This is a genomic window from Pseudomonas sp. DY-1, from assembly GCF_003626975.1.
Lineage (GTDB): Bacteria > Pseudomonadota > Gammaproteobacteria > Pseudomonadales > Pseudomonadaceae > Metapseudomonas.
Genome location: NZ_CP032616.1, coordinates 3949781 through 3963693, shown reverse-complemented (window position 1 = coordinate 3963693; position 13913 = coordinate 3949781). Strand labels below are relative to the sequence as shown.

The window sequence follows — 13913 nt, the reverse complement described above, 5'->3', positions numbered from 1 at the left end:
AGGGGCGGGTGGAGGGAGTCAGTTCCCAGGCACCAACTTCAACGTCTCGCGGCTATTGGCTTTCACCTCATCCTCGGCGAAGTGCATCGGCACGTACTCGCCACGGATGTAAGCCTCGGCCTGGTCCTTGTAGTGACGGTCGAAAGGAACGCCGCTCTGGCCCACCGGGTTGATGCCCAGGGCATGTTCGGCGTCCGCCAGGTCGATCAGGCGGCGCGTTGAGGGGCCATAGAACACTTCCCAGGGTGCCGGGCCGACGCGCTGGGACAGGTTGTTGGGCACTTCGTGGCCGCCAGGTGCGGCGAAGGGACCGACGTTGAACAGCAGGTTCAGCGGTTTCTGCTGCCCCAGCGGATGGCTGTGGGTCAGGGTATGGCCGTTGCCCCACTGCCATTTCGAGCTGTCTTCGCCGAGGGTCTTCTTCAGGTGCGCCAGGCTGGCCTGCCAGGCAGCCTTGACCACATCCGCGCGGGTTTCCTTCTGCGGTGTATCGCGTTTGTCCCACCAGGGCGAGGCCGGCTCATTGGTCAGGCGCGGCAGGGCAGAGTCCAGGATGCGCGTCTGCAGCAGGCTGTCGAAGAAGGCATCACCCAGCTCGTCGCGCATCAGTGCATTGGACAGCTCGTAGGTGAGCTGGTTGAACAGGGTGGCGGCAGTGGAATCCAGCGGGTGGTCGCCTTGCCAGTTGGCGAGCTGCTCCACCAGGCCGCGCTCGGCGTCGTCGGTTGCGGCAGCACGCAGGTCGCCGAGGATCGGCGCGAGCAGGCGCGGGCCATAGCCGGTGGTGGTGTCCAGTTGCAGCGCCTGGCTGTTCTGCACGTCCCACTTCACGCCGGACTCGGCCAGACGCTGGTTCAGGCGTACGCCGCGATCCGGCAAGTTGTAGTAGCCCGGAATGGCGACGCCGGTCGGCGACAGCGGTTGATAGTTGGCCGAGACGATAAAGCCGCGCTGCGGATTTTCCTCGTGGGGGTTGGCGCTGAAGGGCAGATAGCCAGGCTTGTCGGCTTCGCCGGTACTGCCGTTGAGGATGAAGTAGGGATTCACGCCGTCCGGGCGTTGCGGCAGCTTCGCTGCAGCCCACCAGCCGATGTCACCGCTGGCGTTGGCCCAGATGATGTTGAGGCCGGGTGAATGGATTTTCTCGGAGGCGGCACGGGCCTTGTCCAGGCTGTCCGCGCGGTTGAGCTGGTAGAAGGCATCGAGGATCGGGTTCTCGGTCTCCAGGAAGGCCCACCACATGGCGATCGGCGTCTTGCCGGCGGCCGCGCCCAGGGCGTCATTGATGATCGGGCCGTGGGGCGAGCGGCGCAGGGTCAGCTTCACCGGTTCGCCATCCTTGACCTGGATGGTTTCCTCGCGGCTTTCCAGGTTGACCCACTGCCCCTGGTACCAGACCTGGTCGGGATTGTCCGGATTGCTCTTTTCGGCGATCAGGTCGAGGTCATCGTTCTGGAACATGGTCAGGCTCCAGGCGAACTGCCGGTTGTGCCCCAGGGACGCAACCGGGTTCAGGGCCTGGTGGTGGCCATAGAGCTCGAAGCCCGGATAGCTCAATTGCGCCTCGTGCCACACCGCCGGAACGGCGAAACGGATATGCGGGTCGCCGGCGAGCAGCGGTTTGCCGCTGGCGGTGTGGCTGCCGGAAACCGCCCAGGCATTGCTGCCCTCGAACTGTGGCAGGCCGGCTTCGACCAGCGCTTGCTGGCTGAGCTGGGCGAGGCGGTTGAGGTCTTGCCAGTCGCCCTGGGCGAGAGGTTGGCCGATCACGCCTTCGGGGTGCCAGTCGAGATCGAAGGCCTTCAGGTAGTCGGCGCCCAGTTCATCACGCACGTAGGTGATCGCCGGCTCGGTACGGAAGGCGGCGGCGAAGCTGTAGGCCATGTAGCCGGCCACGGAGAGGGTGTCGGCGATGGTAAAGGGGCGCTTCTCGATACCCAGCAGGTCGAACTCCACCGGTGCCGGGCGGCTGTCCTGATACTGGTTGATGCCGTCGAGATAGGCCTGCAGGGCCTTTGTGGCCGGGCTGTCCTTGTCCATCTTGCTGGCGTAAGCGTCGGCGTGGGCGCGGATTCCCAGGGTGCGGAACAGGCGGTCGGTGTCCACCAGGCGGGCGCCGAGGATTTCGGCAAGCTCACCGCGCGACAGGCGGCGCAGCATTTCCATCTGGAACAGGCGGTCCTGGGCATGGACGAAGCCCAGGGCACGGTACATGTCGGCTTCGTTGGCGGCCTGGATATGGGGTACGCCACGCTCGTCGTAGCGCACTGTCACCGGGGCCTGGAGGTTGGCCATGGCAAGCTCGCCGTCGCGCACGGGCTTCTTGCTCTCGCTGTACCAGTTGGCGCCGCCGGCAGCCGCTGCGATCAGGACGGCCAGGACAGTCAGGGTGCGTTTCATGCACGAAATTCCTTGTTGTTATGGTTGCGGCATTCTCCCCAAGGCAGGGCTGGCAGGCATTGACCAAACACGCGCGAACTGAAAGTCTTTGGTCAATGCACGAGGAATCGCCATGTCCGTCACCGAGCCAGACGCCAGCTTCGTCCCGCTGACCCACTCCGCTACCTTGCGCCGCCTGCTCTACGAAGCGCTGACGGAGCTCGGCCTGGACCCTGGCCGGGTTTATCTTGGCGTCAACCAGCACCGCCGACTGGGACCACCGCCGGTGGACGGCCGCCTACGCCACGACGATGCGCCGCAATTCTGGCTGGCCGCCGACGCACTGATCGGCGACCCCGACATCGGCCTGCATCTGGGCGAGGTCATGAAGCCGCGCCTGCTCGATGTGGTGGGCTATTTGCTACTGGCCAGCCGTGACCTGGGCGAGGCTTTGGCGAGCTTCCTGCGTTTCCAGCACATCCTTTCCGGCGGCTTCGTCGCCCAGTTGCATGTGGAAGGTGCGGTGGCGCGCCTGGTGATCGACCTCAACTACCTGGGCTTCTCGTCGCTGCGCCAGCAGATGGAATGCCTGGCGCTGCTCTTCACCAAGCTGCTGGGCTTCATTACCGATGGTGAGTTCCGTCTGGACGGCGTGCAGTTCCGCCATGCCCGACCGGCGCGGGTGAGCGAACACCAGCGCTTGTTCGGTCTGTTGCCGGTATTCGGCCGCGAGCATGATGCCCTGCTGTTCCCGACGGCCCTGCTGAAGCGCCCGTCGCGCACCGCCAATCCAGAGTTGCACCAACTGCTCTGGAAGCACGCCGAGGCGCAGATGGAGGCGCTGGTGGGAAACGACCTGCTCAATCGCCTGCGTTACCTGCTGGGTGTTCGCCTGGGCAAGGCGGACTGCTCGCTGGAAGCCTGCGCGGCGGAGCTGGGTTTCAGCGCCGGCGGCTTGCAGCGGGCGCTGGCCGGACAGGGCAGCAGCCTGCGGGGGGTACGCGAGTCGGTGCAGCAGTTGCGCGCGGTGGAGCTGTTGCAAGAGGGCCGGGCCATGCGCGAGGTGGCCCGGGAGTGCGGCTTCTCCGAGCTGTCGCCCTTCTACCGGGCCTTTCGTCGTTGGTACGGGATGCCGCCGGAAGCCTGGCGCGCGCGTCTCGGCGCTGGCTAGCTCGGCTTTCGCCAGGCGCAGAAGCAACCCGCCGCTAGGGTGCTGCTGGCGCTTACCGGGCGGTTGTCGATCAAGGCTTCGAGAATGGGCTCGATGAAGCTGTTGGCCGAGTTGCAGACCGCGCCTTCGCTGTAGGGGCCGAAGTAGGCGAGGCGGCCGTCACGGTCCCAGATGCCCACAGCGGGCACCGCCGGCAGTTGCTCGGAACCGGGCATCATAGCCAGCGGCTGCAGAGCTTCCAGGCCAGGGGGCAAATGGCCTTTGCTGCCGGGTTTCTGCACCGCATGGAAGGTCACGCCCTGGGGCGCGAAGCGCTGAATCAGTTCGGCGAGATGCTGTTGGTTGCCGGCGTTGCAGGGGCAGGCCGGGTCCCAGAAGTGCACCAGGCGGATCGGGCCCGGGCCAGCGAGCTCGGCCGGTAGACGCAGCTGCTCGCCGGAGAACACCGTGGCCTGTGTATTGAAAGGGCGCACATAGCGCGACTCGTACCAGCGCAGGGCCAACAGGATGGCGCCGACGCAGGCGAGGAGGGCGAGGCTGGTGATCAGGGTTCTGGGATTGAGTGCACGCATTGTGACGGGCCTGTGCGGGGGCGCGTAGCTTGCCACGTTGCGTCGGGCAGCAGAATATCGGCAGCCGGCCAGGACCCCATGCGGTCCTGTGGACAGAATTGCCTCATCCAGGGAAAGCCCGATGCCAGACCCGTTCCAGCCCGATCTCCTGCGCCCGTTGTTGCGACCCTTGGCCGCAGGCGGCGCTGACCTGCGCCAGGCACAGACCTACCGCACCTTTTACCGGCTGGACTTTGCTACGCGCCATCCGGGGGTGCAGGCACGCCTGGGTTGCGTCGAGGCAGCCGGATACTCGCTGGTGACCCAGCTCTGGTTGCCGCCCGAGCCGCGCGCCAGCCTGGTGATGCTGCACGGTTACTACGACCACATGGGACTCTATGGCCATCTGGTCGACTGGGCGCTTGCCATGGGCTTCGCGGTGATCGCCTGCGACCTGCCCGGCCACGGGCTGTCCAGCGGGACGCGGGCCAGCATCGGCGATTTCGCCGAGTATCAGGCCGCTCTCCAGGCCCTGCTGGGCGAGGCTGACGCGTTGGGCCTGCCACAGCCCTGGCACCTGGCCGGGCAGAGCACCGGCGGTGCAATCCTGCTGGATTACCTGCTAACAGGTACGCCACGCCCGGAGCTGGGCGAGACCCTGCTGTTCGCCCCGTTGGTGCGGCCGCGTGCCTGGGCCTGGTCGAAGTTCAGCTATCAGTTGATGCGGCATTTCGTCGAAGGCATTCCCCGTCGATTCAGCGTCAACTCCAGCGATGCCGAGTTCATCGAATTCGTCCACCACAAGGACCCGCTGCAGCCACAAACCCTGCCCACTGCCTGGGTCGGTGCCCTGGCACGCTGGGTGCCCCGTATCGAGAAGGCGCAACGCAGCCGGCGCCGGCCGTTGGTGATCCAGGGGGACGGTGACATGACGGTGGACTGGCGTCACAACCTGGCGGTGCTGGCTGAAAAGTTCGACCAGCCCGAAGTGCTAATGCTGGAGGGGGCCGGCCATCACCTGGTGAATGAATCGCCGGCGTATCGGGAGCGGTACTTCAGTTTCTTGCGAGAAAGGCTGGGGTAGTTTTCGTAGGTGGGGGCGGAGCTGCTTGAAGGCCCCTTTGTCGGGCTTCACTGCGCTCAGCGCCAACCTGCGAGAAACGTTCAGAGCCCCTGCTTGGCGGAGGCGTCCTGGCCCACGGCAAGGCCGGCCCGCACGGCGGCCAGCGCGGCCTGGTAGTAGGCCTTGCCGTCGGTTGATTCGGCAAAGGTGACGAACTCTTCCAGTTCCGGGTCGGAAAGGTCGCGATAGACGTAGAGCAGGGTGTTATCCAGATCGTTGCCGATCTGCTCCATCAGGCGCTGGCGCTGGCCATCGATCATGCCCTGGGCCTGGCCGCCACCGAACAGGCCGGGAAGCATCTGACTCAGGCTGTCGGCAGCGACGCCGGCCAGCGCCAGGCTGACCTCCGCACCGGCTTCACGGGCCGGCAAGGCCTGGGCCAGGTGGCCAATGAGCAGACGGCGGGTGGCTTCGGCCTCGATGCGCGGCAGGCCATTGGCGTGCATCGCCAACTGGTCGCGGCGGGTGGCCAGGGTTTCTGCAGCAATGATCTTGCGGCCCAGTGGCGACTGGAAGAAGGTCAGTGCCGGACGCGGGTCCTGTAATTGGCTACGCAGCGCAACCTGGGCGCGCTGGTCGATGGCCTGGGGCTGGAAGCGACGGTTGCTGTTGTCCACCAGTGCCTGGTAGACCGCCGGCGGCAAGGTCTTCTGGTAACGCTGCTGGGCCGCCGTCAGGGCGTCGTTGAAGTGCGCGCGCTGCTCCGGCCAGCCGGCCGCCTGGTAAAGGCTGGCGTGGTCGTCGGCCAGGGCAGGCAAACCGAAGAGGAGGAGGGTGACGGCGAAGAGCAGGCGCATGGGGTCTCCTTGATGACGCAGTCCGCTGTTCGTATCGGACCCACGCGTACGGCATCGGTTCGGCGGGCAGGGCGGTGGCGGCGGGTGGGCGTTGCGGGGTTGAGCGTGCGGCTATTCTCAGCGGACTCGGGCTTTATTGTCGAGGTGTCGGAATCTTCATCGGTGTATGTAGGTAATTTCCTGCTCGCTGGTAGAATTCCGGAATCATGCCGCTACCCGCAGATCACCCCGTGCTCACCCCGATCGCTGATGACCTGGCCAGCCAGGGCTGGTCCCACCAGTGCCTGATGCTGCCCGTCGACCTCACCAATGCCCTCGCGGATGAGTGCCGTGCTCGCGGGGCTGCCGGAACACTCGCGCCCGCTTCCGTCGGGCGTGGCGAAGGGCAGCAGATTCGTGAAGGGGTGCGCGGTGATCGTATCCAGTGGCTGGAGCCCGGCCAGTCGGCCGCCAGTGATGCCTATCTTGCGTTGATGGACGAGTTGCGCCAGCTCCTCAATCGTGAGCTTTACCTGGGCCTGGAAGATTTCGAATGCCACTTCGCCTGCTATCCGCCCGGGGCCTTCTACCAGAAGCACCTGGACCGTTTTCGCGACGATGACCGCAGGGCCGTGTCGGTGGTGGCCTACCTGAATGCCGACTGGCAGCCGGAGCAGGGCGGTGCCTTGCGCCTGTACCTGGCGCAAGGTGAACGGGATGTGCTGCCCGAGGGCGGCAGCCTGGTGGTGTTCCTGTCCGCGGAACTGCCCCATGAGGTCCTGCCGGCGAACCGCGAGCGCCTGTCCCTCGCCGGATGGTTCCGTCGCCGCGGCGGGCCGCTCTGAAGCTCATGCCTGTCAGTGGCCCCAGACCCTGAAGTTGCCGCGCAGGTCGGTGATATCGCGAATTTCCAGGCTACCGATCCGGCTTTCGCCAATGTGCATGTCGGCGGCGACCCGCACGCGGATGCGCTGGGCCGGAATGCCACTGCCCTGGAGTTGTTCGTTGATGGTGGTGAGATCGGGCAGTTCCAGGCGGACTTGCTGGGTACCGGCTGAATTCTTCACCACGTCGACCTTCAGGGTCGGCTGATCGACGCCGAAGATGGGGAGCGTGAGGCCGAGTTGCGCAGCGCCCAGGGGAAAGCTGCCGCCCGCACCATTGGGGCAGTCGCCAGGCTTGAGGCAGCCGTTGTCGATGCGCACATTACGCAATGACAGGCTGCCGCCATCGTCGTTCCAGCTGATGCTGTCGATGCGCGCCATGACATCCAGGCGCAGGTTGATTCCGGCCTGGCCGCTGATTTCGCTGAGAGCCTGGTTATCCAGGGATTCAAGGGCTGCCTGGCCGGTGCCGCTGAGCAGGGCGGTGCCGCAAGCCAGTGCGAGTCGCAGGTAGTTCGTTGTTCTGGGCATGGCACGCTCCTGTGCAGGTTGCGCGCAGTCTGGAGGGCCGCGGGAGCCACAGCCAGTGGCGAAGAGTGCTTCCCGCCGAAGGATGGGGAATCCTGTCGCCTGCCGTTGAGAACGGCTTGGCAGTTAACGGGCCCAGGCCCTACCTTCGATCAGGCGCCACTTCGCGCAGGTGGCGCAGTTGTTACCCGGGGTGACCTCGAAGGCGCCCCTCTGGAGATGAATATGCAGAAGATCCTGGTCAGTCGTTGCCTGCTTGGGCAGAAAGTACGCTATGACGGTGGCGCCCACGGCCCGTTCGACCTGTTGGAGCGCTGGCAGGCGGAGGGGCGCATCGTGCCGCTTTGCCCGGAAGTGGCCGGTGGCTTGCCGACGCCGCGGGCAGCGGCCGAGATCGCCGGCGGTCGCGGCGCCGCTGTGCTGGACGGCGAGCTGCCGGTGCTCACCGACGACGGCCAGGATGTGACCGACGCGTTCGTCACCGGTGCGCGCATCGCTCTGGATCTGGTGGCGCGTAACGGCATCCGTATCGCGTTGCTCAAGGCCCGCAGCCCATCCTGCGGCAATCGGGAAAACTATGACGGTAGTTTCAGCGGCGTTCGAGTCGCCGGTGAAGGCGTTACCGCCGCAGCCCTGCGCCGCTCGGGTGTCGAAGTCTTCAGCGAAGAGGAACTGGCCCAGGCGGCTGCACGCCTGGCCGAACTGGACGAAGACTGAGGTTCAACGCTTGGCGGCAGCCGGGGGCTGGCTGAGATCCTTGCCCAGCCATTGCGCAGACAACGCACCGAGCTTGCCCTCGCTGCGCAGCTTGGTCAGGGCGCGGTTGAGGGTGTCGCGGAAGGCGGGATTGCCCTTCTGGAAGGGAATCGTCATAGGCTGCGCCAGGTTGCCCTCGCTCTCGCTTACCGGGAAGACGTAGGGTTCGCTGAACTCCAGGGTCTGCTCGCCCTCAGCTGGTGCCGCGACGCGGTCCAGGGCAATGTCGTAGCGACCGCTCTGCAAGCCTTCGAGCATCTTGCCGTCGTCGTCCACGACGAACTCCGCATCCACATTCATCTCCGCAGCCAGGGCGCGCCCCAGCGCCACGTCGAAGCCGGTCAGTTTGTCGTTTTCCCGGTAGCTGTAGGGTGGATTGTTCTCCTCCAGGGCAATGCGCAGGCTGCCGCGTTCCCATACATCGTCAAGCAGTTCGGCCTGGGCCAGGGGGCTCAACAGGGCGAATAGAGTGGGCAGGCAGTAAAGCAGGCGCATGGGGAACTTCCTCGTCTCGTTATGTTTTTCGCTGGCGCGGGTGCAGCGCCTTGCTCGGACAGCGAGTGAACCTAACTGGTTGCATCGGGTCTGGTGTCTGGCTCACAAAAACATGGAGATGTGTAATGAGGACTTTGTCTTTCCTGAGCCTTGGCGCCCTGCTGCTTGGCGCCGCCACCGCCACCCACGCGGCTGCTCCGCGCACCCCGGCGCCGGATGGCGCAAAGGTGTACTTCATCGAACCGGCTGATGGCGCCACCGTTGGCCAGACCTTCACGGTGAAATTCGGCCTCCAGGGCATGGGCGTCGCGCCGGCTGGCGTCGATGCGCCCGCCACTGGCCATCACCACCTGCTGATTGACCTGGACCAGGCGCCAGCGATGGATATGCCCCTGCCCATGACCGATAACGTCCGCCACTTCGGCAAGGGCCAGACCGAAACCCAGGTCACCCTTCCGCCCGGCAAACACAGCCTGCAACTGCTGGTGGGGGACAAGAACCATGTGCCACTGGACCCGCCGGTGATAGCGGAAAAGATCACTGTGATCGTCAAGTAAAGACGCCGGAAAAGAAAAAGGGAGGCCGAGGCCTCCCTTTTTCATGTCCGGCGAATGATCGCCGACTCGCAGCTGCCCCGATTCAGAAGAGGACTCGGCTGCGGATGGTGCCATTCACGTGCTGCAGCTTCTCGAGGGCGAGGTCCGAGTAGTCGGCATCGACATCGATCACCACGTAGCCGACTTTCTCGTCGGTCTGCAGGTACTGGCCGGAGATGTTGATGCCGTTGTCGGCGAACACCTTGTTGATCTCGCTCATCACGCCCGGCACGTTCTCGTGAATGTGCAGCAGGCGGTGCTTGCCCGGGTGGGACGGCAGGGCCACTTCCGGGAAGTTCACGGAGGACACCGAGGTGCCGTTGTCGCTGTACTTCACCAGCTTCTCGGCCACTTCCAGGCCGATGTTGGCCTGGGCTTCGGCAGTGGAGCCGCCGATGTGCGGGGTCAGGATCACGCGGTCCAGGCCACGCAGCGGGCTCTCGAACTCCTCGTCGTTGGACTTGGGTTCGACCGGGAACACGTCGATGGCGGCGCCGATCAGGTGCTCGTCCTTGATGGCTTCGGCCAGGGCGTCCAGCTTCACGACGGTGCCGCGGGCGGCGTTGATCAGGATGCCGCCCGGCTTGATGGCGCGGATTTCCTTCTCGCCGATCATCCACTGGGTGGACGGCAGCTCGGGCACGTGCAGGGAGACGATGTCGGACATGCCCAGCAGTTCGTGCAGGTTGCCCACCTGGGTGGCGTTGCCCAGCGGCAGCTTGGTCACGGTGTCATAGAAGAACACCTGCATGCCAAGCGCTTCGGCCAGCACGGAGAGCTGGGTGCCAATGGAGCCGTAGCCGACGATACCCAGCTTCTTGCCGCGGATTTCGAAGGAGTTGGCTGCGGACTTGATCCAGCCGCCGCGGTGGCAGGAGGCGTTCTTCTCCGGAATACCGCGCAGCAGCAGGATAGCCTCGGCCAGCACCAGTTCGGCTACCGAACGGGTATTGGAGTATGGGGCGTTGAATACGGCGATGCCACGCTCGCGGGCGGCATTGAGGTTGACCTGGTTGGTGCCAATGCAGAAGCAGCCGACGGCGATGAGCTTCTTGGCGCAGTCGAACACCTCGTCGGTGAGCTGGGTGCGCGAGCGGATGCCGATGAAATGCACGTCGGCGATCTTTTCCTTCAGTTCGTCACCCGAGAGTGCGCCCTTGAGGTACTCGATGTTGGTGTAGCCGGCGGCCTTCAGGGTGTCCACGGCGTTCTGGTGGACGCCTTCGAGGAGAAGGAACTTGATCTTGCTCTTTTCGAGAGAGGTCTTGCTCATCTGCGTACCTATGTATCCCGGTAAAAATGTCAGAAGCGGGCCGTGGGGGAGCGCGGGCTGCTACCCGGAAAGTCGGCTGGAGCGCACGATTCGCGGGGTGCGTATGCTAGCATGATCTCCTTTTTCCTTGCTCGGTTGCGACCTGAAACGTTCTCAGGGCGACCATGAATGATTTGAGAGTTTCGCTGATGACCAACGCTGCCCTGATCGAAGAGCTGAAGACCCTGGTTGAACCCGGCAAGGTGCTGACCGACGCCGCTTCCCTGGACGCCTATGGCAAGGACTGGACCAAGCATTTCGCCCCCGCGCCCAGCGCCATCGTGTTTCCCAAGAGCATCGAGCAGGTCCAGGCCATCGTTCGCTGGGCCAATCAGCACAAGGTGGCGCTGGTGCCGTCCGGCGGTCGTACCGGCCTGTCCGCTGCAGCCGTGGCGGCCAACGGCGAAGTGGTCGTCGCCTTCGACTATATGAACCAGATCCTCGAATTCAACGAGTTCGACCGCACCGTGGTCTGCCAGCCGGGCGTGATCACCGAGCAGCTGCAGAACTTCGCTGAGGAAAAGGGCCTGTACTACCCGGTGGACTTCGCTTCCGCCGGTTCCAGCCAGCTTGGCGGCAACATCGGCACCAATGCTGGCGGAATCAAGGTGATTCGCTACGGTATGACCCGCAACTGGGTCGCCGGCCTGAAAGTGGTCACTGGCGCCGGTGACCTGCTGGAGCTGAACAAGGACCTGATCAAGAACGCCACCGGCTACGACATGCGCCAGCTGTTCATCGGCGCTGAAGGCACCCTGGGCTTCGTGGTCGAAGCCACCATGCGCCTGGATCGCGCGCCGAAGAACCTCACTGCCATGGTGCTGGGGTCGCCGGACCTGGATTCCATCATGCCGGTGCTCCACGCCTTCCAGAGCAAGCTGGACCTCACCGCATTCGAGTTCTTCTCCGACAAGGCCATGGCCAAGGTCCTGGCTCGCGGCGACGTGCCGGCGCCCTTCGAGACCGATTGCCCGTTCTACGCGCTGCTGGAATTCGAAGCCGCCAGTGAAGAAGTCGCCAACGATGCCCTGGCCACCTTCGAGCACTGCGTCGAGCAGGGGTGGGTGCTGGACGGCGTCATGAGCCAGAGCGAGCAACAGCTGCAGAACCTTTGGAAGCTGCGCGAGTACATCTCCGAGACCATCTCCCACTGGACGCCATACAAGAACGACATTTCGGTCACCGTTTCCAAAGTGCCGGCCTTCCTGCACGACATCGATGCGATCGTCGAAGCCAATTACCCGGACTTCGAAGTGGTCTGGTTCGGCCACATCGGTGACGGCAACCTGCACCTGAACATTCTCAAGCCGGATAACCTGTCCAAGGACGAGTTCTTCGCCAAGTGCGCCACCGTGAACAAGTGGGTGTTCGAGACCGTGCAGAAGTACAACGGCTCCATCTCCGCCGAGCACGGCGTGGGGATGACCAAGCGCGATTACCTCGGCTATAGCCGCTCGGAGCCTGAGATTGCCGTGATGAAGGCGATCAAGGCAGTGTTCGATCCCAACGGGATCATGAACCCCGGAAAAATCTTTAGTTGAGCAGACAGGCAGGCGGTGGAGCGATCCACCGCCTGTTTCGTATGGATACCGTTCAGGAGTCGGTAAATGAGCTACCAGCACCAGTATGTCGATGGCACCCCTATCCACTTTTCCCTGGGCAAGGTGGTTTGCGTCGGTCGTAACTACGCCGAGCACGCCAAGGAACTGAACAATCCCGTGCCGACCGAACCGCTGCTGTTCATCAAGCCCGGTTCCTGCGTGGTGCCGCTGGTGGGTGGATTCAGCATTCCGCTGGATCGTGGTGCGGTGCACTACGAGGCAGAAATCGCTGTGCTGATCGGCAAGCCGCTGTCGCGTCGTCCCGATGAAGAGGAAGTGCGCGACGCCATTTCCGGCTTCGCCCCGGCACTGGACCTGACCCTGCGCGACGTGCAGGCGAAACTGAAGGAGAAGGGCCTGCCCTGGGAAATCGCCAAATCCTTCGATGGCGCCTGTGTGCTGGCGCCCTTCGTGCCGGGCGACGCCCCGGAGCGCCTCGACGACATCGGCATCCGCCTGAGCGTCAACGGAGAAGTCCGCCAGGACGGCAACAGCCGTGACATGCTCAACGCCATCCTGCCGCTCATCCAGCACATGGCCGGCCACTTCAGCCTGCAGCCGGGCGACGTCATCCTCACCGGCACTCCGGTGGGCGTTGGCCCGCTGAACCAGGGCGATGAGCTGGTGCTGGAGCTGGTAGGGCACAGCAGTTTCAAAAGCCGGGTCATCTGACCCGGCCGACCGCCGGTCGGGGTTTTACGGAACTTTCACTGGCATTTGGCTATCTCTTGCCGACCCCTTCTTCGAGTAGTACCCGATGCCGCGCCGCCTTCTGTCGTTCGTTCGCCGTCGCCGACTGATCCTGGGCCTGGTCGCCGTTGCAGCCGGCGCCACCGCGCTGACCCGGTACATGCACTGGGATGACCGTGCGCTGGTGTGGTTCGGCGAGCAGCAGGTGAGCCAGGAGCAGCGCGCCGCCAGCATCTGGCTGCCAGGCTACAAGGCCGTGCTGCAGGGCAAGCCCCTGGCGGGCCTGGAGAACGACGAAACCTCCGACCTGGCCTACAACCCGGTTACCGGTACCCTGTTCACCGTCACTGGCAAGTCACCCACCCTGGTGGAGCTGAGCCGAGACGGCGAGGTACTGCGCAAGATTCCACTGAAGGGCTTCTCCAACCCTGAAGGTGTAGCCGTGCTGGAAGGGGGGCATGTGGCGGTGACCGATGAACGCCGCCGCACCTTGTCGATTTTCGAGCTGGACCCGGAAACCCGCGAGTTGAGCGCCGGTAGTACGCCTGAGTTCGACCTCGGTTTCCCCGACTCGGGCAACAAGGGCTTCGAAGGCATCGCCTGGGACCCGGCCCAGGGCCGGCTTATTCTCGGCAAGGAGCGTGGCCCCGTTGCGTTGTTCAGCCTCGGCAGCGACGGCAGCGAAGGCCTCAGCGATGTACTTCGACCGTTGCCCAGCTATGGCCTGGGTATGCGCAATCTCTCCGCACTCAGCATCGATCCGCGCACCGGCCATCTGCTGGTGCTCTCCGCCCAGTCCAATCTGCTGCTGGAGCTGGACGAGCAGGGCGAGCCTGTCAGCTTCATCAGCTTGCTCGGCGGCATGAATGGCCTGGAAAACCGCATCCCCCGCGCCGAAGGCGTGGCCATGGACGAGAGTGGCGACATCTACGTCGTCAGTGAGCCAAACCTGTTCTACGTGTTCCGCAAGGAGTTGGTGGCCAGTGCCGGGTGGCGAGCCACCAGGTGAATCCTGATCACCGGGAGCGCCTGTCTTTAAGCTTCGCTTAAG

Annotated in this window: 14 protein-coding genes; 8 read left to right on the top strand and 6 right to left on the bottom strand. The window is 64.5% G+C overall.

All coding sequences use genetic code 11. From position 1 onward, the window contains the following. Positions 1-18: 18 nt before the first annotated feature. Complete coding sequence (locus D6Z43_RS18690; RefSeq protein WP_120653582.1) at positions 19-2400, bottom strand: penicillin acylase family protein; 2382 nt, start codon at positions 2398-2400, stop codon at positions 19-21. Positions 2401-2512: 112 nt separating this feature from the next. Here D6Z43_RS18690 and D6Z43_RS18685 point away from each other — a divergent pair, with 112 nt between their 5' ends. Next, positions 2513-3550 (top strand): AraC family transcriptional regulator, encoded by a 1038-nt coding sequence (locus D6Z43_RS18685; RefSeq protein WP_120653581.1) that lies wholly within the window; start codon positions 2513-2515, stop codon positions 3548-3550. Here D6Z43_RS18685 and D6Z43_RS18680 read toward each other — a convergent pair. Continuing rightward, positions 3547-4122 carry a DUF6436 domain-containing protein gene (locus D6Z43_RS18680; RefSeq protein WP_120653580.1) on the bottom strand — a complete coding sequence of 192 codons (576 nt, stop codon included), beginning with the start codon at positions 4120-4122 and terminating at the stop codon, positions 3547-3549. The two genes, D6Z43_RS18685 and D6Z43_RS18680, sit on opposite strands and share 4 nt — an antisense overlap. A gap of 121 nt (positions 4123-4243) precedes the next feature. On the opposite strand from D6Z43_RS18680, the gene D6Z43_RS18675 reads away from it, so the two are divergent. After that, positions 4244-5185 (top strand): alpha/beta hydrolase, encoded by a 942-nt coding sequence (locus tag D6Z43_RS18675; protein ID WP_120653579.1) that lies wholly within the window; start codon positions 4244-4246, stop codon positions 5183-5185. An 80-nt stretch (positions 5186-5265) separates the two neighbouring features. Here the strand turns inward: D6Z43_RS18675 and D6Z43_RS18670 are convergent, their stop codons facing one another. Continuing rightward, a complete protein-coding gene (locus D6Z43_RS18670; protein ID WP_120653578.1) occupies positions 5266-6021 on the bottom strand; it encodes a DUF2059 domain-containing protein in 756 nt (251 codons plus the stop codon). A gap of 206 nt (positions 6022-6227) precedes the next feature. Between D6Z43_RS18670 and D6Z43_RS18665 the strand changes: the two genes are divergently transcribed. Then, positions 6228-6845, top strand: coding sequence for a 2OG-Fe(II) oxygenase (locus D6Z43_RS18665; RefSeq protein WP_120653577.1), 618 nt, complete (start codon positions 6228-6230; stop codon positions 6843-6845). Positions 6846-6857: 12 nt separating this feature from the next. On the opposite strand, the gene D6Z43_RS18660 is transcribed toward D6Z43_RS18665, so the two are convergent. Further along, positions 6858-7415 carry a DUF6160 family protein gene (locus D6Z43_RS18660; protein WP_120653576.1) on the bottom strand — a complete coding sequence of 186 codons (558 nt, stop codon included), beginning with the start codon at positions 7413-7415 and terminating at the stop codon, positions 6858-6860. A gap of 222 nt (positions 7416-7637) precedes the next feature. Here D6Z43_RS18660 and D6Z43_RS18655 point away from each other — a divergent pair, with 222 nt between their 5' ends. Then, on the top strand, positions 7638-8129 hold the full coding sequence (locus tag D6Z43_RS18655; RefSeq protein ID WP_120653575.1) for a DUF523 domain-containing protein: 492 nt from the start codon (positions 7638-7640) through the stop codon (positions 8127-8129). Positions 8130-8132: 3 nt separating this feature from the next. Here the strand turns inward: D6Z43_RS18655 and D6Z43_RS18650 are convergent, their stop codons facing one another. Further along, a complete protein-coding gene (locus D6Z43_RS18650) occupies positions 8133-8663 on the bottom strand; it encodes a transporter substrate-binding domain-containing protein (protein WP_120653574.1) in 531 nt (176 codons plus the stop codon). 125 nt (positions 8664-8788) lie between these two features. Here D6Z43_RS18650 and D6Z43_RS18645 point away from each other — a divergent pair, with 125 nt between their 5' ends. Then, a complete protein-coding gene (locus tag D6Z43_RS18645; RefSeq protein WP_120653573.1) occupies positions 8789-9220 on the top strand; it encodes a DUF4399 domain-containing protein in 432 nt (143 codons plus the stop codon). Positions 9221-9302: 82 nt separating this feature from the next. Here the strand turns inward: D6Z43_RS18645 and serA are convergent, their stop codons facing one another. Further along, positions 9303-10532: a phosphoglycerate dehydrogenase gene (gene serA / locus D6Z43_RS18640; RefSeq protein WP_120653572.1), complete on the bottom strand. Its 1230-nt coding sequence runs from the start codon at positions 10530-10532 to the stop codon at positions 9303-9305. 188 nt (positions 10533-10720) lie between these two features. Between serA and D6Z43_RS18635 the strand changes: the two genes are divergently transcribed. From D6Z43_RS18635 to D6Z43_RS18625, 3 genes are all read left to right on the top strand, one after another. Further along, positions 10721-12112, top strand: coding sequence for an FAD-binding oxidoreductase (locus D6Z43_RS18635; RefSeq protein WP_120653571.1), 1392 nt, complete (start codon positions 10721-10723; stop codon positions 12110-12112). Positions 12113-12178: 66 nt separating this feature from the next. Then, positions 12179-12844, top strand: coding sequence for a fumarylacetoacetate hydrolase family protein (locus D6Z43_RS18630; RefSeq protein WP_120653570.1), 666 nt, complete (start codon positions 12179-12181; stop codon positions 12842-12844). An 85-nt stretch (positions 12845-12929) separates the two neighbouring features. Then, the gene (locus tag D6Z43_RS18625; protein ID WP_120653569.1) at positions 12930-13871 is read left to right on the top strand and encodes an SdiA-regulated domain-containing protein; all 942 of its coding nucleotides are present in this window, start codon (positions 12930-12932) and stop codon (positions 13869-13871) included. Positions 13872-13913: the final 42 nt, after the last annotated feature.

Coding starts and splice junctions, on each gene's coding strand:
- D6Z43_RS18675 (WP_120653579.1), top strand. CDS start 4,244: ATGCCAGACCCGTTCCAGCCCGATCTCCTGCGCCCGTTGTTGCGACCC.
- D6Z43_RS18630 (WP_120653570.1), top strand. CDS start 12,179: ATGAGCTACCAGCACCAGTATGTCGATGGCACCCCTATCCACTTTTCC.
- D6Z43_RS18690 (WP_120653582.1), bottom strand. CDS start 2,400: ATGAAACGCACCCTGACTGTCCTGGCCGTCCTGATCGCAGCGGCTGCC.
- D6Z43_RS18645 (WP_120653573.1), top strand. CDS start 8,789: ATGAGGACTTTGTCTTTCCTGAGCCTTGGCGCCCTGCTGCTTGGCGCC.
- D6Z43_RS18670 (WP_120653578.1), bottom strand. CDS start 6,021: ATGCGCCTGCTCTTCGCCGTCACCCTCCTCCTCTTCGGTTTGCCTGCC.
- D6Z43_RS18665 (WP_120653577.1), top strand. CDS start 6,228: ATGCCGCTACCCGCAGATCACCCCGTGCTCACCCCGATCGCTGATGAC.
- D6Z43_RS18685 (WP_120653581.1), top strand. CDS start 2,513: ATGTCCGTCACCGAGCCAGACGCCAGCTTCGTCCCGCTGACCCACTCC.
- D6Z43_RS18680 (WP_120653580.1), bottom strand. CDS start 4,122: ATGCGTGCACTCAATCCCAGAACCCTGATCACCAGCCTCGCCCTCCTC.
- D6Z43_RS18650 (WP_120653574.1), bottom strand. CDS start 8,663: ATGCGCCTGCTTTACTGCCTGCCCACTCTATTCGCCCTGTTGAGCCCC.
- D6Z43_RS18655 (WP_120653575.1), top strand. CDS start 7,638: ATGCAGAAGATCCTGGTCAGTCGTTGCCTGCTTGGGCAGAAAGTACGC.
- D6Z43_RS18625 (WP_120653569.1), top strand. CDS start 12,930: ATGCCGCGCCGCCTTCTGTCGTTCGTTCGCCGTCGCCGACTGATCCTG.
- serA (WP_120653572.1), bottom strand. CDS start 10,532: ATGAGCAAGACCTCTCTCGAAAAGAGCAAGATCAAGTTCCTTCTCCTC.
- D6Z43_RS18635 (WP_120653571.1), top strand. CDS start 10,721: ATGACCAACGCTGCCCTGATCGAAGAGCTGAAGACCCTGGTTGAACCC.
- D6Z43_RS18660 (WP_120653576.1), bottom strand. CDS start 7,415: ATGCCCAGAACAACGAACTACCTGCGACTCGCACTGGCTTGCGGCACC.